We start from the raw sequence: 22,583 nt of genomic DNA, 5'->3' as shown, positions 1-22,583 counted from the left end.
CAGGCCTCCTTGTCTGGGGTGTGGTTGGATATCATTTCACCCCGATTTCACTCCTTCAAGGAGGCCGCTTCAATTCCCTGTTTTGGACAGGTATGATCAATCCTTAGAATAGAAGCTATCCCAAAACCATTGAAAGGGGTCGGTCCCGCAAACACACATGTCCATGAGATTGAGCAAGATGTTAAGCTTTAATTTTTCGATCCTCTTTTGATGCCTAATCGATATATCACTCTGTCTTGTGTCCTGCTGGTGATTTGCGGTTGCCAAGAAGAGAAGACGTTGAATGTTGATGCCGATGGTCAACAGAAACAGCACGGCGGGTCAGTTCCTTTGAAGGAATCTGATGTATCTGAATTGCTCAGTGTTGGAATGCCTATAGGCAAAGCAATAGAACATCTCAGGAATTTTGCTTTTGTAGAGCGGGAGGGGCTCGATGGCGAGGTTGTGATAGATGCAATATACGATCATGGGGACATTGAGCTGAATCGTGGGGATGTTGTTCTGGTTTCTCTATACTTCGATCTTGATGGGCTGACTCTCAAGAAGTGGACCTGTTCGCTTCATCGAAGGTATATTGGCGGTGGTGATTCTTGATGAAGGGTCCGTGTGAAAGGGGTCTGTGAAAGTGTTGAATGAAAGGGGTCGGTCCTGTGTCGAATGAAAGGTTTCGGTCCCGAAAAACAGAGATTGTTCGGGTCTGGGGCCGGTTCTTGGAGTTTACCTTTGGAGGTCGGCGATGGTCTCAGTGGTTCTGGGCCAGTGGGTGTCTTCTGCACTGCTGCCTGTCCGGTGGGAATGCTCGGTCGGAGCGGAATGCGCCCTTTCATCGGGCGCCAGAACTTGGAAGTGATTGACCACTGAAATGGGCTACTTCGTTCCAGAAACCGCATCAGCGAAAAGCGACCTCACCGAGAGAAACCGCGTCTGGGGATTCTTTGGTGAAAGTGATTTGGCGAGCTTACAGGTACGGGTCGATCATCTCGCCTGACCGGAGTGCGTCCTCCAGCGCTGCACGGGAGCTCCACATCGTATCGTGGTCTTTTCCACTCGACGCATGGCTGGGGCGTCGGTTGGTTCGGAGATGATGTTTTTGCGCTTGTGGCTATTCCTGTCGCTGCTCGGTGGTGCAGCTGGAGAGACCCTGCATGTGCTGGTGCTGGAGATCGACAAGCGCTACGTCGAACCTGCCTTTGAGCGGGCAGTGAATGGGGATCGTGATGCCTTCGACGAGGCGGTTTCGAAGCTGCGGCGATTGACACCGGAGCAAGGCGTTCGCGAATGGCTGAATCTGGAGATTCCGCGTGAGGATCCGGAGAAGCGGATTATCACGGAGTCGATGCGCTATGAAAGCACCCCACGCGAGAAGAAGAGAACGGAGCTGGGGCACGAGCATCTTTGGTATCGGACCGGCGACCGCTTGGTGAGCCGAAGCCTCAAGTTCAATGCGCAGCTCGATGACACTCGCTTGATCCGCCTGAAGAGTTCGTTTCATCACAAGATCGACGGGCAATGGTCGCTGTCGGCCGCGCTCACCGGGGCGAAGGGTACGATCTTGATTCTGGAGAAGCTGGTGGGGCGTGACTTGGAGCCCACGCCACCTGTGTGGGTGATGGGTGTGCTGCACGAAAAGAAGCCGGGACGCCTCGGGAACTCGTCCCCGGTTCAGGATTTGATCAATCCTCCACTTGGACGGGCGGGAATGGTTCGGGTGTCTGATCCCGGCATCACCTTGCAAGCGGTGGCTGGCTTGGATCTCGCCAAGGACACGGACTACATGGAGGGCTACTCGAAAGATTTTGTGGGTTTCTCGGCCAGTGCGGCGACGGACAATCCGGCGCTCAAACTGAAGCTTCCCGTGCGAGGTTCGGTGGAAATGGAGCGCTTGGTAAGTGTCGGGGTGAAGAGCACGGTTTCCCATCACGGCAAATTCACCGTGCCGGTGGAGAAGCCGAGGGCCGGGGAAGAATTCGAGGTCGTCCAGCGCGACAACACGCGCAGGGGAACGACAACGTACAGCAATCCCTCCAAGAAGAAGCCGAGCTACTACCTAGACTGCCGCATGATCGTCGTGGAGTGACGCCCGTTTTGACAGGGGCCTCGCTGGACGTCCCGTCTTTGACATTTTGAAGGTAGGGTTCTCCCAGGTTTCATTGGTGAGCAGGTTTTGTGAATTCACACCTTGAAAGGATCACATTCGCTGGGAGGGTCCGTTCGAAGGAGATCTTCAAAGAGATGGGGTGAGTTCGTTTGAGTTGAGCCGAGTTCGGAAGTTTTCCGCTCGGTGGATCGGATGGGTCGCCACATCGACCCAATCAAAATCTCCCGAAACCCAGACCATGAAATACCCCAAATTCACCGTTGCCGGTGGGGCGTCGCTTGCTGCGCCCCTGTTTCTCGCCGTTTCTTCGAACCTCCATGCCCAGCTCACTTGGGACCCCGCCCTTGATGGCGGTGTCACGCCCGGGGCAGGCGCATGGGACACCACCACCGCGAACTGGTGGGATGGAGCTGCAAACCAAACATGGGACAATACAGGAGCTACCGAAGCGATTTTCGGGGATGCGGGTGCCAATTACGATGTCACGATCGCCACGGGTGGTGTGACGGTGGGTGATCTGAGTTTCTCTGGGGCGAGCCGACTGCTTTTCAGGGCAGAGACTGATAACGATGGTGTGATGACCATCAAGCCTGGTGGCGCCGTTTGGGATACGGGGGGCGCTCACATTCTGATCCTGCAAAACCTGACCAACGATGTCGGCGTTTCCATCGGCAGCGGTGACACGCTGACGGTGAACGGTGGTGGAATCTTCAACGCTGGAGAGAAGCCCAATGGGGGTGCGGGAGCAACTTGGGTTGCCGCCGGTGCCACCCTCGACGTGACCGCAGCAACGGATGTGCGGGGCAATGCGGGAAGCATCGGACAGTTCGACACCGTCGAGCTTGCGGGAGGTTCAACTTTCAGAGCGGAGCGGAACGGCAATGAGACCTACGGCAACGATTGGGTCCTGGAGGGCGACGTTACCTTCACCACACGGTTCGCACGTCAGGAGAATCTCTCAGGAGTGATTTCAGGCGCCGGGCGGGTGACCATTGATTCGACCGTCTTCCAAGAGAATCAAGTCGATCAGACCTACATTTTCAGCGGGGATGCCAATACCTACACCGGCGGAACGACCGTCGATGGAACGAGCCACGTCGCGGTCCTGGGAATCAACAACGACAACAAGCTGGGTGCCGTTCCGGGAGCGGCCGATGCGGACAACATCGTTCTCAAGGGGGGAGCGTATCTGAGGATGAACGGTGCCGTAACGATCGATGCCAACCGTGGTATCACGCTTGATGGTGGTGGTGGCTTCATTGCCAGTGGAGCGGCGAGCTCTGTCGCAGGTTTGATCACCGGTAACGGTGGGCTGGCGATCGGGCGCACTGCGGATGGCAGTGGTAATGTGGTCACACTCAGCAATTCGGGCAATGACTACGGCGGTGGCACGAACGTATTGCGAGGCACCGTCAGATTGGGAGCCGACAACGCGTTTGGGTCGGATGGCCCCCTCACGGTCGGTGGATTGGGCGGAGTCAATGCGACGGTGGATCTGGAGGGATTTGATGCGGTCGTGGGTGGCGTTCAACTGGGCGTCGGCAACACCCGGCAGATTCGGAACAACGGTGCCACGGCCTCGACGCTTACGATCGATGTCGCGGATACGGAGAGTTACAACTACGGCGGGAACCTCACGGGCTCGTCTGTTGTAAATTTGATCAAGGACGGACCGGGAACTCAGATTTTCGATCGGACCTCAGGCTACACATCGGACTTTGGTGATCTGACGGTCAACGAGGGAGCACTGGAGCTCAACAATGGAGGAACCACCGATGTGACAGGTGACATCAGTGTGACGGGTGGAACGCTGCGGGTCGATGAGACCTTGGTCGGCGTCACCTCGGTATCGGTCACCGGAGGGGCGCTTCGGATCAGCAGCGATGATTGCCTGGGCTCGGTGCCTGGTGCTTCAACCCCCGATTTCCTTACCTTGGACGGTGGCACCCTGAATGTTCGTCTGTCCTCTGATACGGGTGGAAGCTTTGCGATCGATTCCAATCGCGGCATGACCCTTGGCGCTGGAGGTGGGGTTATTCAAACCACCACTCCGAGTGGTGCCTGGGCGGTGACCTACAATGGCGACATCACCGGCGTTGGTTCGCTGACCAAGGATGCGGCACAGACTCTCGTGCTCGGGGGCGCCAACAGCTATACCGGTGCCACGACCGTCTCGGCTGGGCGGCTGATCCTGACTGGAAGCCTCACTTCCGACGTGACCGTGGAAAGCGGTGCAAGCTTTGTTGGAGGGGATCAGGTGACCGGAACGGGCACAGGCACCCTTCCGTCGCTCACCCTTGAGGACGGCAGTCTGCTGGCCTGCTTCATCAACACTGGAGCAGAAGATGCGACCAAGTCGGTGGTTTCCGGTGCGGTCACCATCGGATCCACAGCGACGCTGGCGGTCATTGATCAGGGTGGGGATGTGGCTCTTGCGGGAGGAACCAAGCTGACGCTGATTGACTACACGGGTGGTTCGCTTTCAGGCACCTTCGATGGTCTTCCGGACGGCTCGATGCTTACGGTGGGTTCGAATACGTTCATCCTCGACTATGACGACGATGTGAACCCCGGAACAGTCACACTGACGGTGCAGGCCGGCAGTGCCTACGATGCGTGGGTTGCGGCGAATTATCCCGGTGTGGTCGGTGGGTTCGACGACGACGATGACCTGGACGGTTTGTCGAATGGCGAAGAGTGGTATTTCGGTGGAACGGATCCGCTCACGGGCGGGGAAGGTAGCCCACTGGTGGACGTGGTCGCCACCGGGGCCGGTACCTTCACTTTCACCCATCTGCGTCCTACCGATGCAGCCGGAGCGACGGCCAGCTACGAATGGTCATCGACTCTGACCGGTGCGTGGAATCCTAGTGGTGGGTCTGCGGATGGCATCACGGTGACCCTGACGGACGGAGCTGCGACTCCCGACGTCCCCGGATACGAGGAGGTGACGGTGACGGTTGCGGTCACTGCAGGAAGCTCGGACAAGGTGTTCGCTCGAGTGAACCTGACCATGCCCTGATCTGCATGGTTCAATCTGGCTGATCATTCATCACGGCGCCGGTCCTTTTGGGCCGGCGCCTTTTTTCTGCCCAACTTGTGGGTATGGCCGGCCCAGTGAGGGGCTGGAATCTGCGCGGGACGTGGGTCCCGCCTACTACAAACGTAGGATGGTCATGCCCGCTGACTGGTCGGTTGGCGGCAGCGAGCTTTTTCTCAAGCGTGTCATGTGGCAATCCCGCGTTTGGGTTGACGGCAAGGAAGTTGGTGAAGCCCGGGATTCGCTGAATGCACCGCACATCCAATCGCTCCGCACCCTCCCTTCCAGGGAGCACGACCTCGTCATCCGGGTCGACAATCACCTGGCCCACCCGATCGGCGACAAGGGGCACGCCCACGGAGCACAAGACTCCTTATCAACGGCAAGCCAACCGTTATGCGTGGAACCCTCCAGCTCGACGATGGTCCGGCCCAAGCCATGGGTGATCACACCAAGGGGTTGGATCAAGTTTCCCGTCATCCGCGAACACTTCAACGATGCCACTCTTGTTCTGAAAGCCGAAGCCGCCACCGGCTCCAACCTGACGACCGGCGGCATGGTGTTCGTGCCGGGCGAGTGCCCCCCCGCAGGATGTCATAGGGGGTGCCGGAAACGACCTTCATCGTCCCGGGCGCTGGCACCCGGGAATTCAGTTCTGCGTCACCTTGACTCGGAAGAACCGGGCTTTCTTGAAGTTGCTGAGCACGATCGGATAGTTGACTTCGACGATCTCGTAGTCGGCATCGAGGTCCACTACTCCGGCCGGGGACTGAATGCTGTCTTCCCAGGTCAGGAGATCGTTGCTGAATTGCACGGTGTAGTTGATGGCGCCGTCCTTCCGCCGGACATGCTGCGCGACGAAGTTCAAAGGACTGAAGGTGACGGAAAGTGCCGGAGTACCTGCCGATGGAGTGGATGGGTCCAAGGGAACGGAATCCGAAATGATGGGGTTGGTGCCGAAGGCGAACTCAAGCAGGTTGTTGAGGCCGTCGGTGTCGTCGTTGGCATTCGGGTCATTCGTGGCCCCGGTCAGGGATGCCCAGTTGGCGAAGGACGATGCATTGTCTCCGACGGTCAATGTGCCGTCGAATTCGCTGAAGGCCCAGAGGTTGGAGCCATCGTCCAGCGTCCACTTCCCACCGCTGTGGCTGAAGGATCCCAGCGAACTGTTGACGCTGAAGGTCCCCCCGTAGGCCTCGGAGAGGTTGGCGGCATCGACGATCTGCCATCGATTGCCGTGAGTGGTGTTGGCGCCGCTCAGATCGAGGTGGAGGGTGCCGTCCAGTTGGACCGTGCCGGAACCGCTACCGGTGATCTGGTTGGTCAGCCCGTCAGCGAGGGGCTGGAAACGGAGCTCGCCACCGTCGGCAAGAACGAGGGTTCCTTCATTGACGATGGTGTCCTTCGAGTAGGTGTTGATACCCGAAAGGGTGAGGGTGGTGTTGCCGGTCTTCACCACCCGCAGGGTGCCGCCGATCGAACCGGCGAAAGTTCCGTCGCTGGTGTCACCCATCACATTGACCGTGTGGGTCACCGCTGTGGAGGTCGCTGTGATCTGGCCGGATGCCGCACCGGAGAGGGTTCCGATGTCGACGCTGTAGGCGCCGCCATCAGCGACTCCCCGATCGTTCAGGTTGAGCGTTCCGTCGACCACCGTGACCTCGTTCGGGTCCTGATTGAGTCCCAGATTTCCAATCTGTGAGAAGGTGGCTCCTGCCGCGATGGTCAGGTCGTTCCTTGCCTTGCCGCTGCGGGTCCTCACTTCTCCTTCCGCGACGATGAGGGCGCCGGTGAAGGTATTGCCGATGAATTGTTCCATGGCGAGCCGTCCCGGTCCGGTCTTGGTCAGGCTTCCGACTCCGGCGATGGGGCCGATCAAGAGCTCGTTCCCGGCGATGCCGACACCGATCGAGGTGTCTCCGGTCAGGTTCGTGATCGAGCTGGATGAAGAGCCCATCCGCGTGCCGTTGTTCGTTTGTCCGTCGGAGTAGGCGGCCCCCTGACCGTTCGTTCCGGTTCCCTCCAAGGTGATGGTCCCCCCCTGAAGTTGCATGCCTCCATCGAGTTCGAGGGTGCCCCCGTTCAGCACGGTGATGGCCGAGCCCGTGCCGTAGCTTCCTCCTACGTCGTCGAGGTCGTCGACAAAGTGCAGGCCGCTGAAGATCTCGTGGGGAGCGGTGGGGAGGATCTGATTACCCCCTCCATCAAACTGGGCCCATGGAACGTTCATGGCGTTGGGCGGGGACGTCCAGGTGTCCTGAATCGTGATGTTGGCCGGGACGAGGGTTGCTCCGGTGTAGGTATTGCCCGTGCTCTTGTTGATGACGCCTCCATTCGAGGTGATCGTGTTGCCGGTGGCGTTCGGTCCGATCAGCAGGGGATACTCGGTGAGGTTGTGGATGGTCGTGTTGGTGGTGGTTTCGGAGTAGCCACCGCCAAGTTCATCGAGATCGGGTGCGGGACGATGTCTCCACTCCCGCCACTTTTGTGAGAGATTGATGTAGGCACCTTCCGGATAGACTCCCGGGCTGGCGCTGCTGGTGAGGGTGATATTGCTGCCGTCACCGCTGATCAGGGCGATGGGCCAGATGCCTTTCCCCGGAGTGGTGCCGGTGAGTTCGATCTCCATGTTGGCAGGGTAGTCGACGCCGCGCTGGAAGTAGATCAAGGGACCATTGAGGGCATCTCCCTTGCAGCCGGTGAAGGTGCTCTCCGTACCATAGCCGCTGGGTGCGAAACCGTACTCGCACTCCACCAACTCGGTATCGGTCACCCTGAGGAAACCGATGGCATCCGCGCATGCGATGCCGACCCGCATCCGCTCGGCGCGACAGTTGGTGATCGTGATGTTCTCGATGAATTCGGGGAACCCATTGGTGAGATGGTCACTGTTTCCATACACCCGGAAGGCACCCTCGTGCTTGGAAATGTTGATGTCGGCCGGAATGGGAACCTTGTAGGTGGCGGCCTGCCACACCTGGTACTCCGGGTGGGCGATGATGTCATCGCTGTCTGCCATGGTGTCGCCAAGGACATCGCAGTCGATGAAGCTGATGTCGCTGGCTCCCTGCTGCATGAAGAATCCGTGGCCGTAGCTCCTCATGTGCAGGGTGACATTGTCGACCAATACATTGTTGGCTCCGCCTGTGATCAGGAATCCGCTCTGCTTCTTGTGCGAGATGAATGCCGCATTGGTGACGCCATTGCCGTCCGTGGGTCTGGCGCCCTTGCCGAAGGCATCACCGTAGCCGTAGGGGTAGGACCCGCCCGAGGTGAACTCGCAGTTCCTGATCTGAGTATCCGACCCGATCACCCGGACCACTTGAGCGCCCCGTCCGGCCGTCCACTGTCTCGGATCACCGAACGCATCGACCCCATTCATGGTGACATTGACCATCTGAAGGTTCAGACCTTCGAGGACGACACCATCTCCGGAAATCTCGACGACGTTGAGGTTGGTCCCGCCGTAGTAGGACAGCTCCTGCGTGTCCACCTTGATCGTGACACCGGTGAGATCGAAGGTCGACTGGTCACCGCTGAACTCCAGGAATTCCCATTGGTCCGGGCTGACCGGGGCAGGGGACTGGGCCGGTCCGGTCAACCAGTAGGTTCCGGGGGTCATGGTGACGTTGAAGTTGTCCTCACCTGCATACTGGATGAGCTCGGCGATGCTGCTCACCGTCACGGTGTTGTCGATGAACGGGGCGCCGGTGGCGGTCACGGTCAGCTTCTTGTTCACCGGGTCCACGTTGAAGCTCCAGACGTTGGTGTCCACTCCGGGCGCGAACTCGAGGCCGAGATCCGTCACCGAACCTTCCCACTCCATCACGGTGTAGGTTCCGCCATTCACGAAGCCACCGGTGAAACCCACGTCGAGCAAGGCTCCGTCTTCGAAGGTGACATTGCCTCCCGAACCATCCGATGTGTCCACTTCATCGATGAAGATCGTGCTGAGGCCTGTCGAGGTGGCGTTGACCCGGGCGCGGAGGGTGCCTCCCGCCTCTTGGTACCATTCACCGTCGAGAGGGCCGGAGGTTCCGATCCCGATCCGGGAGGCTCCATGGCCGATGACCGAGAAGGTTCCTTGGTCGCCGACCCGGACACCGGTACGGGTGATCAGGGAGCCGCCGCTGATCTCGAAGTTGCCGGTCCCTCCGTAGTCGACGTGAAGGCTGGCTCCAGCAGGACCCCGCGAGATGTTCAGATGCCCTCCCTTGACGATGAGGTTGCCGGTCCCCCCGCCAAGGCCGAGCTGGATGCCGTTGATGTCGGCCCGTCCGCCGCTCATGGTCCAGGTGCCGGTCTCGCCGTTCCTGCCGACCCGGCTGGCAGCCGACGGATTGGAGGTGGACGTGAGGGTGCCGCCCGTTTGCTCGAATTCGCCGTCGGTTCCGTTGTAGCCGATCAGGATCTGGTCGCTGCTCAGCGTGGTTCCCGTACTGACGATTGCCCGGTTGGTGCCGGTGAGGTCCACCACCATGCTCTCCGAGGCAGGAAAGGAGCCACCCACCCAGTTGGCAGGATTGGAGAACTCATTGTCGCCGGAATTGTTGTTCCAAGTAATGGTTGCGGCTTGGGCAGACGCGATCAACAGGCCCATGGATAGCCACAGGGAGGCGGTTTTCTCATTCATCATGGGCGATTTTGGCGGACCCGTCCTTTCTTTCGACGGTCATCCGGCAGTCTTCCTGAATCAGCCCGAGCTGCAACCTTCTTGTAGGTCACCTAGGTGACCTACGTAGTCGAGCCGAGAGGGCTCTGGCGCGTCGGCGTTGACCTCGCCGAGAGGGTGGGAGAGCCGGTCAAGGGGTCAACTCGTCGAGGGGGTAGTCTCCATTTTCAAAGATCTCCGCTGGAGAGAGGACGATTTTTGGGTCCGGGAGCCGTACGATATCCCGGTTTTTCGAGGGATAGTCGAGGTGGTGAAGGAAGTGGCGCATGCACTCGAGCCTCGCCCGTTTCTTGTCGTCGGATTTGATGATGGTCCAGCGGGCGTCAGCCGTGTCGGTGTAGAAGAACATCGCTTCCTTTGCCTTGGTGTATTCCTCCCACATGTGCAGCGATTTGAGATCCACCGGACTGAGTTTCCAGTGTTTCAGGGGGTCGGTCTTGCGTGACTGGAAGCGTCGTAGTTGTTCGGTCCGGCTGACGGAGAACCAGAACTTGAAGAGCTTCACGCCGCTATTGACCAGCATCCGCTCGATCAGCGGGCACTGCCGCAGGAACTCCAGGTATTCAAGGGGGTCGCAGAAGCCCATGACCCGTTCGACGCCTGCGCGGTTGTACCATGATCGGTCGAAGAACACCATCTCACCACGGGTCGGGAGATGCTGGATGTATCGCTGGAAGTACCACTGGCCTCGTTCGCGGTCGGTCGGCTTCTCGAGGGCGACCACATGGGCCGCCCTCGGGTTGAGGTGCTCCATGAACCGCTTGATGGTTCCTCCCTTGCCTGCGGCATCGCGCCCTTCGAAGAGCGAGACGATCTGCTTGCCGTCCTCCTTGACCCAGTTCTGTACCTTGAGGAGCTCCGCCTGCAATCGCAGCTTCTCCTGCTCGTAGTCCCTTGAGGAGATCTTCTCGGCGTAGGGATAGTCGCCCTTTTCATGAGCGATCTTCAGTGAAGCCGCGTGGGTCAACTCTCCTTCGGGATGCTGTTCGTCAAGAAGGTCCTCGAGATCGGCATAGGTCCGGTTCTCCGGGGAGGTCGGTTCTTCCGTTCGACCACGCTTCTTTCTACCGTTGGTTGAGGCAGCGTTCCGCTGGGTGGCCTGAGGATTTTTGGAAGCCATGATTGCCCCGAATCATGCCAACCAAGATGTCTTGGGGCAATGAGAATGCCTTGCCGGAGGATTCTTTGTCCGGGAGATGGGACGGAATGGCGCTCGTCCAGGTGCGGGCGCAAACGTCGTCAGAGCATGAGGTTTCCTGTGTGACTTGAAATTACGGGTTGCGGGCTTGTTGTCTGAATCCCGTTTGAAATTTAATCAGCGCTATCGTGCAGGGAGTGATCCCTGCGCTCATGACCCGACCCAAACCCAGCTCCCCTGATGAAGACATCTTTTGCAGGTTCCGCCTGTAGCCTTGCCCTCGTTTCGCTCACCGGACTTCCCGCGTTCCTTCACGCTGCACCCATCACTTGGAATGGTGGCGGCGACGGAACCACCTACGAAGACGGAGCCAACTGGGGGGGGGGCAGCGCCCGCCGACGACCTGACCACCGACATTGCCACCTTCACCGGCGGAAGCGTCGATCTCTCGAGCATCCGTCAGGTGGCGGGCCTCGATTTCAGTAGTGGCTCCACCCTTACCGGGTCCGGCAGCATCGAAATCGGCTCCAACGGTATCGACGTTGGTGGCAACAGTACGATCAGCACGGCCGGACTGGTGCTCAATCAGGCTACCGGAGTGACTCTCAACGGGACCCTGGACATTTCGAGTGTGATCACTGGATCGGGTGATCTCACGGTCACTGCGGGGAGTGCGACTGCTCTGACGATCACCGGGACCAGCGGCGATGACAACAGCTCCGGCTACACTGGCAATATCTCCTTCGACGGGGTCGAGGTTGTTGCTGACCGATATGCCTTCGGGGGTGGACAAGCAGGCAAGAGTATTGCCCTCCTCAATGGCGCTTCGCTGTCCGCCAACGGCAACCACTTGGTTCTCGGGTCTCGGGATATCGTCATCAGTGGCGGTGCCTCCCTGATTCATTCGCGCAACAGGAACATTTACCGCTTCGACGGGGTTGTTTCCGGAACGGGAGGTTTGACCTACGGCAATGACAATCCATCGGGTGCGGGAAGCGGAAAGATCCAGTTGGACGGGACGGCGAACACGTACACCGGCGGCACCACCATCAATACCGGTGCTACCGTATGGGTTTCCGCGGATGGATCGCTGGGTGCCGCAGGTGAGTCATTGACGATCGATGATGGTATCTTCTACGCGAAGAATGACATTTATCTGAACGGTCGCGATGTCACCATTGGAGCGGGCGGAGCAACCATCAGTAGTGGAGGTGGTGAGCGGGTCACGATGGATGGTTTGATTTCCGGCACAGGAGATCTGACCATTCAGAGCGGAATTTTCAGGTTCCAAAGCGCGGGCAATACCCTGTCGGGGAATGTCACGATCGACGGCACGCTCGTTGAGGTTCGCACCGGGAGTGCTGGGTTCATGGGGACCGGCACGATCTCACTCGACAATGGTGCGAAGCTCGAGGGATCCGCCAACAATACCAACATGGGCAGCACCACCAATATTGTCATCGGCTCCGGTGGTGGAACTTTCCAGAATGCCCATGCCAGGGCCTTCTACAATTTGGGGAATGCGACAATATCAGGTGATGGTGTGTTGACTCTCGACGGTGGAGGCAGCACGAACGCAAATAGCAGGATTCAGATTGCGGGCATGACCAATACTCTCACCACGGGTCTTGTCATGCAGAACGCAGCGAACGTTCAGGTCGGCAACGATTCGGACCTGGGTGCTGCGGGCTCAAAGGTGACCATTGATAATGCAAGAATGGTGACTTCCGAAGGTCGGGATTTCGGATCGCGTGAGTTCGAGATTGCGAGTGGGGGCGGGTTGCTCTCCCTCAACAACAAGACCTCGACGATGAGCGGACCCTTGACCGGTTCAGGCGCATTAACGATTGATACCGGAAGCAGGAACTACGGCACGACCACGGCGGGCGGAACACTGAGGTTGAATTCGACCGGCACGCATACTGGCGACGTCATCGTCGACGGGGTCAATCTTGAGATGTCTGCAAACAATGCGCTCGGAACGGGTGCGGTGACTCTGGATAATGGTGCTCAGCTGAAGAACCGCGACAGTGAAACCGTCCTCGACAATGACGTGGTCATTGGTGCCGGTGGTGGCGAGTTGATGGCAGGGTGGAACAAGAGTCTCACGGTCAATGGCGTGGTCTCGGGGTCGGGTGACCTCGCGGTCGTCAGCGATAGCGGAACGGTTATCCTCGGCGGAGCCAATACCCACACCGGAAACATTGATGCTGGCTCCAGCTTGCGTGTGACCGGTTCGCTTGGATCCGGCAGTTACGCGGGTGTGATCAGCGGCGCAGGCAACGTTGAGTTCGCCGGGGGCACAACACAGACTCTCTCGGGGGCGAATACCTACACCGGAGCCACCATGGTGACGGGTGGTGCCACGCTGATCGTGAACGGCTCGCTGACCAGCAGTCTGACCACGGTTGAGTCGGGTTCTACGCTTGGCGGCAGCGGTGCGGTGGGTGCGCTCACGGTCGCAGCGGGTGCGAATCATAATCCCGGGAACAGCCCTGGAACGATGACGATCGGCGGAGATTACACGCTGGCCGGCACGCTCAATGTTGAGGTTCTGGGGCTGACTGCAGGTTCGGAGCACGACCAACTCATCGTCAACGGTGCGGTGGACCTCTCCGGTGGCAGCCTTGTGACCGCCTTCTCTGCTGGCACCTACGCTGAGAATGATCTGATTCTCATTCTACTGAACGATGGCGTGGACGCGATCACCGGAACCTTTGCTGGTCTGGCTGAAGGGGCCGTCGTGGATTCCTTCGGGGGATTTGACTGGGAGATCAGCTACGTCGCAGGGGATGGCAATGACATCGGCTTGGTCGCTGTGGTTCCTGAACCAGCGATCACCCTTCTCGGGGGCCTTGGGGTTCTCGCCTTGCTTCGTCGCCGTCGCGACTGAATCGGGCGGGATCAGGGGGGCAATGCTTTCAAACGACCTCTGGGGGTTCCCCAGGGGTTGTTTCGTTCAGGGCGGCCGACCCCATGCGCTTGGTCTCCGACCGAAGGCCCAACAGCTCTTGAGATGTCTCCCGGAAGACACGCGTCGACCGTTTCAGGACCATTCATTTTGCAATCTTGAAGGTGGGGATGCTGCATGATGCCGCCCGGCTCCTGCGGTTTCCATTGTGGAAACCCCGGTTTTTTCGGTTGGTACGCCTCGAGCGAGGAAGGTCGGTATGGATTTTCCGTTACTCGCAGAAGCCCAGGTGTTGGAGAAGAGTCCAAGCACGATCCTGACGAACTCCCTGAGCGGTATCCTGAAGGATGCCATCGCGCATCTTCCCAATCTTGCTGCCGGAGCCGCGATTCTCGCAGTCACTTGGCTCGTCGCATTCATCTATCAGAAATTCTTCTGCAAACTCACGAACCGGGGGAACATGAGGAAGTCGCTGGAAGAGCTGCTTGTCACCCTTGGAAAGGTGGCTGTGTGGTTGATCGGGACGATGATCGCCGCGATGATTCTGTTCCCAGGTCTGACGCCATCGAAGGCGCTGGGTGCGGCGGGGTTGGCGTCGGTGGCCATCGGCCTCGCGTTCAAGGACATCTTCCAGAACTTCTTTGCCGGGATTTTGTTGCTGTGGAAGTTTCCCTTCGAACCGGGTGACTTCATCGAGTGTGGAGAGGTGAAGGGGAAGGTGGTGGATACGCACCTGCGTCTCACCACCATCCGCCAGACGAACGGGGAACTCATTGTGGTGCCGAATGCCTTCCTCATCGGAAACCCTGTCAACGTGCTGACCAGTCGTGATCTCCGCCGTATCGAAGTGACGACGGGGGTGGCCTATGGCGAAGACGTCGAGGAATCGCTGGGAGTGATCCGTAAGGCGGTCGAAAGCTGTGCGCTGGTCGACAAGGAACGCGATCGGAAGGTGCTGGTTGCTGCCTTCGGTGCGAGCTCGATCGACATCGATATTCTTTGTTGGGCCGACTCCTCGCCGATGGGGCAGAGGGAGGCACGCAGCGAGATTGTGACGGCTGTGAAGCGTGCCCTGGATGATGCGGGTATCGAAATCCCGTTCCCTTACCGGACGCTGACATTTCCCGAACCACTCAAGATCGAGAATGCAGGTCATCTCGAGCAGGCCCCGTCCGGCTCGAGCGGAGGGTGATCCAGCGGCTTACCGGTTTCCCGGCCTCTCTCTCACCTCGGCCGGGGGGGGTGAAGTGGGGGGCGGCCGATGAAGCGAGGTGCAGTGGGTCACGGGGGCGGTGGAGGGCGGGTACGTCCGGAGCCCCGATTCGTGTGGTGCAGAAAGCTGTGGGCTGGGCTGGACGATCTGCTTCGGTTGGTGTGGGGTTCCGCCAGATGACTTCTGAAGAACAGACTGCGTCGGGCCCACCCCAGGATCTTGAGATCAAGGACGCCCAGCTGATTTTCAACCGGGTGTGGAAAGGCCTGGAGAACGAATTCGGTCGAGAAAACCTGCAGTTTCCCAAAGAGTTGATTCTCTTGGGTGGTGCGCCGGGATCGGGCAAGGGGACGAACACCGACTTCATCCGCAAGGTGCGGGGTATTTCGGCGGAGCCGATCGTCATCAGTGATCTGCTGAATTCTCCGGAGGCGCGCAAGATCAAGGAAGAGGGAGGAATGGTTGGTGACGAGGAGGTGTTGCGGTTGCTTCTGCTGCGTCTGCTCCAGTCCAACATCCGGGATGGTACGGTGCTCGACGGTTTCCCGCGGACGAAGGTGCAGGTGGAGTGCCTGAAGATGTTTTATGATCAGATGATCTCCCTGCGGCGCGAGTTCTCCAAAACGCCGATGGCGCATCGCTTCCGTCAGCCGACCTTCCACATCATGGTGCTGTTCGTCGACGAGGCGGAGAGCATCGAGCGGCAATTGAAGCGTGGCCGTGAGACGCTGGCCCACAATGCGGAGGTCAAGGAGTCCGGCATCGGCGAACTGTGGGAGGAGAGGAAGACCGACTTTGATCCCGCCCTTGCCCGGAACCGCTACCGGGTCTTCAAGGAGATGACCTACGATGCGCTCGTCTCGCTGAAGCAGATTTTCCACTACCACTTCATCAACGCGCAGGCGCCGATCGAAGTCGTTCAGAAGAACATCATTGGCGAGCTCGACTATCAGAGTTCACTGGAGCTCGATCCGCGGACCTATGATTCACTGCGGACGATTCCTCTGGCTGAGGATCTCATCAAGCGAGCCCGACAGGAGTTGGTGAAGCGCCTCGATGGCTATCAGGTCGAAAACCCGGAGATCATGAAGCGGGTGGTCGACTTCATTCAGAACAAGATGATGCCGATCATTGCCCGCTATGCGGTCAGTGGCCGGGTCTCGATCAACACGGAGGACACGCTCTTTGCGAAGCCGGTCGCTCTGGCGATCCTGATCGACATCTTTTCCGAACGCGGATTCCGGGCGAATGTGGATATCCACCGACAGGAGATTCCCGAGCGCTTCGAGCTTGAGACCGGGAAGATCGAGACACGCGAGAAGCGGGTTTACCGGATCTCGGTATTTTTCAAGGGGTCGACCATTCGACGCGGTTGATCCGTCGAGGTAGTTTGACGGCAACCGAGGCGCCCATCCTCCCTGTCGGTAGTTTTCGATGGGGGAGGCAGTGCCGTTTGGTGAGTCCTAGGAATCGCTGTAGTCGAAGATTTCGGCAGGTGCTCCCAGACGCTCGTGAATGCCATGCCACCAGACATCGGTTGTGAAGATGGCGTGCTCGACGACACGCCAGCGTCCGTCGGTCTTCTTGAGGACGGCGACGAGGAGCTCATCCGCGGTCCGGGCCTCCTCGTCGAGCGGCGTTTTCGAGTAGTCGATCGGTTTGTCGTCCTTGGTGCGCGGTTGCCCTTTGAGGAAGGCCCAGTTGTCTTTCACCTTGAGGTGGCTGACCCGGAAGATGACGGGGAATCCGATTTCCTTCTGCACAGGGACGCGCAGGGCATCGAGAATGGCCTTTCGATCCGGGGAGCCCGGCTTCGGGGTTTCCGCGGAGTGTGAATGAAGGACAAGTGAGGCCAAGGAAAGGAGGAGGATGACTCGGAGTATCATCCGGGTTGGCTAGCAGTCCGGGACCCCATTGTCAGTCGGAATCCTGGATCGGGTGCATGGTCTTCCATGCCGGGCCATTGCGGGTAACTTCGGGGATGGGCGGATTCCCGACAGTTTGAATGGAGGTTGCACTTTGTCCGGGTCTGCGATGAATTCGTGGAGTGTTCACCGAGACGGATGGAAGCCGGAAGGCCATCGGAGATGTGGATGTCCTCTACCATGAGGGGGTCTATCACCTGTTTCATCTCGTTTTGCCCAACCATGATTTCATTGCCCACGCGGTAAGCACCGACGGGATTCACTGGAGACGGGTGAAGAACGCGCTGTTCATCGGGCCCCCGGGCAGTTGGGACGACTTGATGCTCTGGACGATGCATGTCTCGCCGGATCCGGCCGGGGCCGGCAAGTGGCGGATGTTCTACACCGGGCTGTCGCGTAAGGAACGGGGAAACATCCAGCGTCTCGGGCTCGCCACCAGTGATGATCTCTACACCTGGGAGAAGGCACCGGTTTGGTGGCAGGATGAACGGGGAATCAACGATCCGGATTTGATCAAGGAGGCGAGGAAAGCCTGTGAGCCTCAACGCGCTGATTCGATTCACTCCCTTTACGATGAATCCAGTTGTTTTCCGATCGAACCTTCTGCGGAACACTACGAGTCCTCACTCGAGGAGGGACGCCGGTGGGTGAGCTTCCGCGATCCGTTCTTCGGCACGCTGGATGGGCAGGGGTGGCTGATCATGGCGGCCCGGGTGAAGGACGGGCCCGTGGTTCGCCGCGGATGTGTGGGCCTGGCGAAGGAGGTTTCACCGAACCAGTTCAAGTCGTATCCCGCCCTTCATCATCCGCAGTTGTATGATGATGTGGAGGTACCGGGAGTGTTCGAGCTGGGTGGTCGGTTCTACATGATCGGGAGCATCCGGGAGGATGCGAAGATCCGGTATTGGCACGCCGATCAGATCTCCGGTCCGTGGCGTAGCTATCACGACAACGTGTTGATGCCGCAGGGCAACTACGCGGGTCGGCTGTGCCGCGATGACAAGGGATGGCTCCTCTGGGGGTTCTTCGCGATGAATCGGCAGGACCGGACGGCGGACAACATCATGCCGCCACCCAAGCGACTGAGTCGGGATGATGATGGTCTGCTCTATCTGAAGACCTTCGAGGAGTTTCAGAACTGGACCGAGGAAGCGATCGATACGAGGTGTGTCGATGCATTGAAGGATGGCGGTCCAGAGGGTCACTGCCGGGCTTTGGACGAGCGCTGGGAGGTTTCGAGCCCGGATGGATTCCAGGTTTTCGTCTTCCAGCAGGAGTTGAAGAGCTTCTGGCTTACCGGGACAATCAGGATGCAGGGGAAGGGGAAGTGTGGCCTCGTCCTGCGGGTCGACCCCGATAGCCACGACGGCTACTACCTGTCGCTGGACCTACTGAAGGGGGTGGCCCAGCTTCGTACCTGGGGAACCGCTCCGAATCAGACGGGAGAACATGTGATGCAGTTCGATACCCTGCAGAGCGGGTTCTGGTACACGGCAGGAAGGAGCGAGGCCACGGTTTCCTTGCTTGCGTATGGTTCGTATCTCGAACTTTCGATCAACGGGCGAATCGTCCTTTCGCTCGCGGATCAGACCTACCGAGCGGGGTTGGCAGGAGTCTATCTGGATACGGCATCGCTCAACGTGGATGATCTGAAGATCCATCGCCTGCGGGACCCTGAGCAGGTCGATGATCAACTCGTCGGAGGTTGATGCGCTGGATGGCTGGGGCTGGACCTCGGTGACCTTCGGAGTCGAGGCGGCTGGGAGCCCGACCAGCAACCGGTCGGTCGGATGGGATCGCCGGTGCCTGGACTGTGAATCCCTTCGAGGATGCAACCATCAAGGTGGCCTATCCGTTGAAAGAAGACTCTCGTTGATGCTTGATTGCCTAGGCATCTCCATCTGGGGCTACACCAAACGCTCGATCATCCACCAGTAGACCGGGATTCCGATCACGATGTTCAGGGGGAACGTGATTCCCATGCTCATGGTCAGAAACTTCGCCGGGTTGGCCTCCGGGAGGGTGTCCTTGAGGATGGCCGGTGCCACGATGTAGGAGGCCGATGCACAGAGTATGGTGAGCAACAGCGCATCACCGTGCTCGAATCCGAAGATCATGCAAAGTCCGATGGCGATCAGGCCGTTGACTACCGGTGCTGCGATCGCGAAAGCGAGGAGTAGTGGCGGGAAGTGATCGAGCTCACGAACCTTCCGGCCCACAACGGTTCCCATGTAGAGCAGGAAGAACACCAGCATGCCGGTGAACATGTCGCCCTCGATGAATGCCGCCAGTGGTGAAGCTTCAGTTCCCAGGGCGGTCAGCACATAGCCGATGCCCATGCTTCCGACGAGGACGATCAGGGTTCCGTCCGTGAGGGATTCGCGGATCACCATCGAAGTGGACTTGGTTGCTTTCGTCTTCATGGCGCATTGGGCCATGATCACGGAAATGATGATTGCTGGAGTCTCCATCACGACCAGGGCAACGGTCATGTAGCCTTCGTAGGTTTGACCGATGGATGTCAGGAAGCCTGCGGCCGTGATGTAGGTCAGGGTACTGTTGGAACCGTAGGTCGCACCAATGGCGGCTGCGTCGGCCACTCCCAGAGGTCGTTTCAGTAGCAAGTAGGAGTAGAATGGCACGAGGGCACTCATTCCAATGATGATGCCGATGATGACGATGCCGTCACCGGACAGGGTCGAGTGGTAGAGGCTGATGCCGCCCTTGAAGCCGATCGACAGCATCAGATAGAGGCTGAGGAAACGGACTACCGGCTCGGGGATGGAGAGGTTCGACTTCAGCAGGACTGCCACGAAACCGAGGATGAAGAAGAGGACGCCTGGATTGAGGACGGTGGTGAGTGCTTCCATGATGTGGTGCGATTGTGGATGACGCAGCCATCTCCGCTGCGACACATAGACCATCACAGTCGCGGTTGTTCTTTCCATTATGTCTTTTGGGGAATATTGTTCTGAAAAAGCGAACGATGGCATTTCTGAATTTCCACCATTTGAGGTATTTCCGGGCGATTGCGAACGACGGGACTCTGACTGGCGCCGCGAATCGTCTCGGTGTTTCGCAATCCTCGATCAGCGTCCAGTTGCGCCAACTGGAAGAGAGTCTCGGCCAGGCCCTCTTTCTTCGTGAAAAGAAGTCACTGGTCCTGACGGAGGCCGGTCGGATTGCCCTGGACTACGCGGAGTCCATTTTTCGTGCGGGTGATGAGATGCTGGCGACCTTGAGTCATCAGCCCTCAAGCCGACGGCGCATTTTGCGGGTGGGTTCGGTCGCGACCTTGTCGAGGAACTTCCAGTTGAAGGCCTTGCAGCCGTTCATTGGGCGTGACGACGTCGAGTTGGTGCTCCGCTCGGGGAGTCAGGCTGATCTGCTTCGTCAGCTGAGGGCACACACCCTCGACGTCGTGCTGTCGAATCAGGCGGTGAGAAAGGATGCTGAAAAGCCGTGGCACAGCCATTTGTTGGAAGAACAGGTGGTGGCGCTGGTTGGTCGCAAGTGGCGAGGTCGGAAAGTCTTTCGCTTTCCCGGGGATCTGGGCCGCGAACCGCTTTTGCTTCCCACTGCGGATAGCGCGGTTAGAGGGGCCTTCGACCTGGTGATGGAGAGGGCTGGGATTCGCCCGGTGATCGCCGCTGAGGTGGACGACATGGCGATGTTGCGGCTATTGGCGAGGGAGGGTGCGGGTCTGGCCCTTGTCCCTCCCGTGGTGGTGACCGGGGAACTGGAACGGGGTTCCTTGAAAATCCATCACCGTTTCGATGACATCCGCGAACGATTCTTCGCCATCACGCCGAGTCGGCGCTTTCCGAATCTCCTGGTGGACGACCTGGTGAATGGCTTTGCCGATGTTGGTTGATGGCTCGGCTGTCATTCGCCATGTGGCGCGGATTCGGTGGTGGGTGATGCGGTGGTTCCGTGGGCGTGATGCCTACTCCGCCGTGATCCGGACGTTCCGGAACATGAAGGGATTGTCGCTGACGCGCAGCGGTTTCCCACTGGCAGTGGACACCCCGCGATACTTCACTTCGCGGGTGATGGTTGGAGCGTGGGGGGCATCATGGCCCTCATGGGTCAGTTTGGCATTGAAGTTCGCGAAGATGGCCGGGGATCTGCCATGCGTTGCCTGGTCGGAATCCCGGATGTCCAGTCCGTCGATCAGGATCTCGCGAGGGAGGTGACAGGGATAACCGAAATCGTGTTGTCCATCATTCTGACCATCGAGGACGGTGGGGGTGTATTTTCCCGGAGGAGGATTGAAGCTGCAGTTCCTGATCACGAGATCCCCATCCCAGGTGCTGCCGTAGTCCGGACGCAGGCTGATGAAGTGCCGGCTGTTCACCGTGGAGTTCTCCACCTCGAACGTGCCTCCTCCGGTCAACTTGATGCCCATGTAACCGATGGTGGAGTTGCGGATGGCTCCATGGGTGACTCCCTGATGGGCGTCGAATCGTGAGAGACTGCATCCCTCCAGGATCAGGTTCTTGCAGAAGTTCGATCCCATGATGCCCCAGCGGCTGCGATCCATGATGTCGTTGCTCTGGGTGCAGTTGATCAAGGCCACGTTGGCTGAGCGATTGATGTTGATGTCGTAGGTGCCCATGCTCACCCGGCCTCCTGCGGCGCTGGCCTTGGAGTAAAACTTCCTTGCTGTCAAAACGACCTCCTTAAGGACCACATCTGAGCATCGGGAGATCCGGATGAAGCCCGAATAGGGTGGTCCGGTCTCGCCCTCGCCCTTCACGAGGTGGGTCAGGCCATCGATCAAGACATTCGAACGTTCGATCAAGATACCCCGATCGTAGTAGGAGGTGGTCTTCCTTGTGCTGGCGATGGTCGTGAAGGTTCCTCCGCGGAGGGTCAAGCGGTCGTCGTCGATGGGCAGGAACTCTGCGTGGGTCACGTTCGGGTAGTCCCAGATGATGGGGGTCCGCGGATCCACCTTGCCAGCCTTGTCGACAAGGAACACCTCGTTTTGCGGACTGCCATTGTTCCGGTTCTTTCCACGTCGGATGAATCGGCGGGTGCCGGTATCTGTCACGTGCACGAGACCGGGCCCCGGGAGTTCCTGGGCAATGGCGGACTGGCCTTTGGAGAGGGATTCGAGCGATGTGAGACTGGTTGGTTTCAACCGTGTGCAGACACGAAAGACGGGGGCACTGTGGTTCTCGAGTTTCGTATCATCGATCAGGAACCGGGCTTCGCCGAAGTCCGTGTCGGTTTGAATCTGGATCGTCCGTTTTGCCCCGCCGATGTAGTAGGTGGCTCCGTCGCGCGCTCTTACCGACGAGCCTTGTTCATTGGCATGGGAATGGGCCTTGGCGAGTGCTTCGAAGTCATCGGTCCGGCCATCTCCTTTGGCACCAAATTCCTCGTAGGTCACGATCATGGAGGTCCGGGGAGACACGGGCTCGGCGGCACCGATGGAAATCACGCTCAGAAGGGCGAGAACGAGCAGCGGGGGCTGGAAGCGAAGTAATTCCATCGTATGGATAGCTCTGATACTCGGGGAGGTGGCCCATGCTTTCGCGAGATGGCGTTCGAGTGGAGGTGGGATTTGGGTCGCCACAT

The 22,583-nt window shown here is 59.0% G+C and carries 13 protein-coding genes; 8 read left to right on the top strand and 5 right to left on the bottom strand.

From position 1 onward, the window contains the following. The first annotated feature begins 210 nt into the window (after positions 1-210). The 3 genes from JIN81_RS13700 to JIN81_RS13690 all read left to right on the top strand — a co-directional run bounded on the left by JIN81_RS13700 (position 211) and on the right by JIN81_RS13690 (position 5,120). Positions 211-594, top strand: a complete 384-nt coding sequence (locus JIN81_RS13700) for a hypothetical protein (protein ID WP_200280755.1) — start codon at positions 211-213, stop codon at positions 592-594. Between the two features lie 487 nt (positions 595-1,081). Next, positions 1,082-2,077, top strand: a complete 996-nt coding sequence (locus JIN81_RS13695) for a hypothetical protein (RefSeq protein ID WP_200280752.1) — start codon at positions 1,082-1,084, stop codon at positions 2,075-2,077. Between the two features lie 259 nt (positions 2,078-2,336). Then, positions 2,337-5,120 (top strand): beta strand repeat-containing protein, encoded by a 2,784-nt coding sequence (locus JIN81_RS13690; protein ID WP_200280749.1) that lies wholly within the window; start codon positions 2,337-2,339, stop codon positions 5,118-5,120. A gap of 667 nt (positions 5,121-5,787) precedes the next feature. Here JIN81_RS13690 and JIN81_RS13685 read toward each other — a convergent pair. Then, positions 5,788-9,774, bottom strand: a complete 3,987-nt coding sequence (locus JIN81_RS13685; RefSeq protein WP_200280746.1) for an autotransporter-associated beta strand repeat-containing protein — start codon at positions 9,772-9,774, stop codon at positions 5,788-5,790. 166 nt (positions 9,775-9,940) lie between these two features. Then, positions 9,941-10,930: a polyphosphate kinase 2 gene (ppk2, locus tag JIN81_RS13680; RefSeq protein ID WP_200280745.1), complete on the bottom strand. Its 990-nt coding sequence runs from the start codon at positions 10,928-10,930 to the stop codon at positions 9,941-9,943. A 292-nt stretch (positions 10,931-11,222) separates the two neighbouring features. On the opposite strand from ppk2, the gene JIN81_RS13675 reads away from it, so the two are divergent. The 3 genes from JIN81_RS13675 (at position 11,223) to JIN81_RS13665 (ending at position 16,448) form a co-directional block, all read left to right on the top strand. After that, the gene (locus JIN81_RS13675) at positions 11,223-13,841 is read left to right on the top strand and encodes a beta strand repeat-containing protein (RefSeq protein WP_234044908.1); all 2,619 of its coding nucleotides are present in this window, start codon (positions 11,223-11,225) and stop codon (positions 13,839-13,841) included. A 277-nt stretch (positions 13,842-14,118) separates the two neighbouring features. After that, positions 14,119-15,051, top strand: a complete 933-nt coding sequence (locus JIN81_RS13670) for a mechanosensitive ion channel family protein (protein ID WP_200280740.1) — start codon at positions 14,119-14,121, stop codon at positions 15,049-15,051. Between the two features lie 197 nt (positions 15,052-15,248). Next, complete coding sequence (locus tag JIN81_RS13665; RefSeq protein ID WP_200280738.1) at positions 15,249-16,448, top strand: nucleoside monophosphate kinase; 1,200 nt, start codon at positions 15,249-15,251, stop codon at positions 16,446-16,448. Between the two features lie 87 nt (positions 16,449-16,535). On the opposite strand, the gene JIN81_RS13660 is transcribed toward JIN81_RS13665, so the two are convergent. After that, the gene (locus JIN81_RS13660; protein WP_234044905.1) at positions 16,536-16,928 is read right to left on the bottom strand and encodes a hypothetical protein; all 393 of its coding nucleotides are present in this window, start codon (positions 16,926-16,928) and stop codon (positions 16,536-16,538) included. 191 nt (positions 16,929-17,119) lie between these two features. On the opposite strand from JIN81_RS13660, the gene JIN81_RS13655 reads away from it, so the two are divergent. Beyond that, the gene (locus tag JIN81_RS13655) at positions 17,120-18,706 is read left to right on the top strand and encodes a glycoside hydrolase family protein (RefSeq protein WP_200280734.1); all 1,587 of its coding nucleotides are present in this window, start codon (positions 17,120-17,122) and stop codon (positions 18,704-18,706) included. Positions 18,707-18,904: 198 nt separating this feature from the next. On the opposite strand, the gene JIN81_RS13650 is transcribed toward JIN81_RS13655, so the two are convergent. Continuing rightward, a complete protein-coding gene (locus tag JIN81_RS13650) occupies positions 18,905-19,867 on the bottom strand; it encodes a sodium-dependent bicarbonate transport family permease (protein WP_200280732.1) in 963 nt (320 codons plus the stop codon). Positions 19,868-19,983: 116 nt separating this feature from the next. Here JIN81_RS13650 and JIN81_RS13645 point away from each other — a divergent pair, with 116 nt between their 5' ends. Further along, the gene (locus JIN81_RS13645) at positions 19,984-20,871 is read left to right on the top strand and encodes a LysR family transcriptional regulator (protein WP_200280730.1); all 888 of its coding nucleotides are present in this window, start codon (positions 19,984-19,986) and stop codon (positions 20,869-20,871) included. 72 nt (positions 20,872-20,943) lie between these two features. Here JIN81_RS13645 and JIN81_RS13640 read toward each other — a convergent pair whose 3' ends face one another. Continuing rightward, positions 20,944-22,497: a right-handed parallel beta-helix repeat-containing protein gene (locus JIN81_RS13640; protein ID WP_200280727.1), complete on the bottom strand. Its 1,554-nt coding sequence runs from the start codon at positions 22,495-22,497 to the stop codon at positions 20,944-20,946. Positions 22,498-22,583: the final 86 nt, after the last annotated feature.

Source organism: Haloferula rosea (genome assembly GCF_016595525.1).
In the GTDB taxonomy this organism is placed as follows: Bacteria; Verrucomicrobiota; Verrucomicrobiia; order Verrucomicrobiales; family Akkermansiaceae; genus Haloferula; species Haloferula rosea.
This window is presented reverse-complemented; position numbering and strand designations above follow the sequence as displayed.

Coding starts and splice junctions, on each gene's coding strand:
- JIN81_RS13640 (WP_200280727.1), bottom strand. CDS start 22,497: ATGGAATTACTTCGCTTCCAGCCCCCGCTGCTCGTTCTCGCCCTTCTG.
- JIN81_RS13685 (WP_200280746.1), bottom strand. CDS start 9,774: ATGATGAATGAGAAAACCGCCTCCCTGTGGCTATCCATGGGCCTGTTG.
- JIN81_RS13670 (WP_200280740.1), top strand. CDS start 14,119: ATGGATTTTCCGTTACTCGCAGAAGCCCAGGTGTTGGAGAAGAGTCCA.
- JIN81_RS13645 (WP_200280730.1), top strand. CDS start 19,984: ATGGCATTTCTGAATTTCCACCATTTGAGGTATTTCCGGGCGATTGCG.
- JIN81_RS13700 (WP_200280755.1), top strand. CDS start 211: ATGCCTAATCGATATATCACTCTGTCTTGTGTCCTGCTGGTGATTTGC.
- JIN81_RS13665 (WP_200280738.1), top strand. CDS start 15,249: ATGACTTCTGAAGAACAGACTGCGTCGGGCCCACCCCAGGATCTTGAG.
- JIN81_RS13650 (WP_200280732.1), bottom strand. CDS start 19,867: ATGGAAGCACTCACCACCGTCCTCAATCCAGGCGTCCTCTTCTTCATC.
- JIN81_RS13695 (WP_200280752.1), top strand. CDS start 1,082: ATGATGTTTTTGCGCTTGTGGCTATTCCTGTCGCTGCTCGGTGGTGCA.
- ppk2 (WP_200280745.1), bottom strand. CDS start 10,930: ATGGCTTCCAAAAATCCTCAGGCCACCCAGCGGAACGCTGCCTCAACC.
- JIN81_RS13690 (WP_200280749.1), top strand. CDS start 2,337: ATGAAATACCCCAAATTCACCGTTGCCGGTGGGGCGTCGCTTGCTGCG.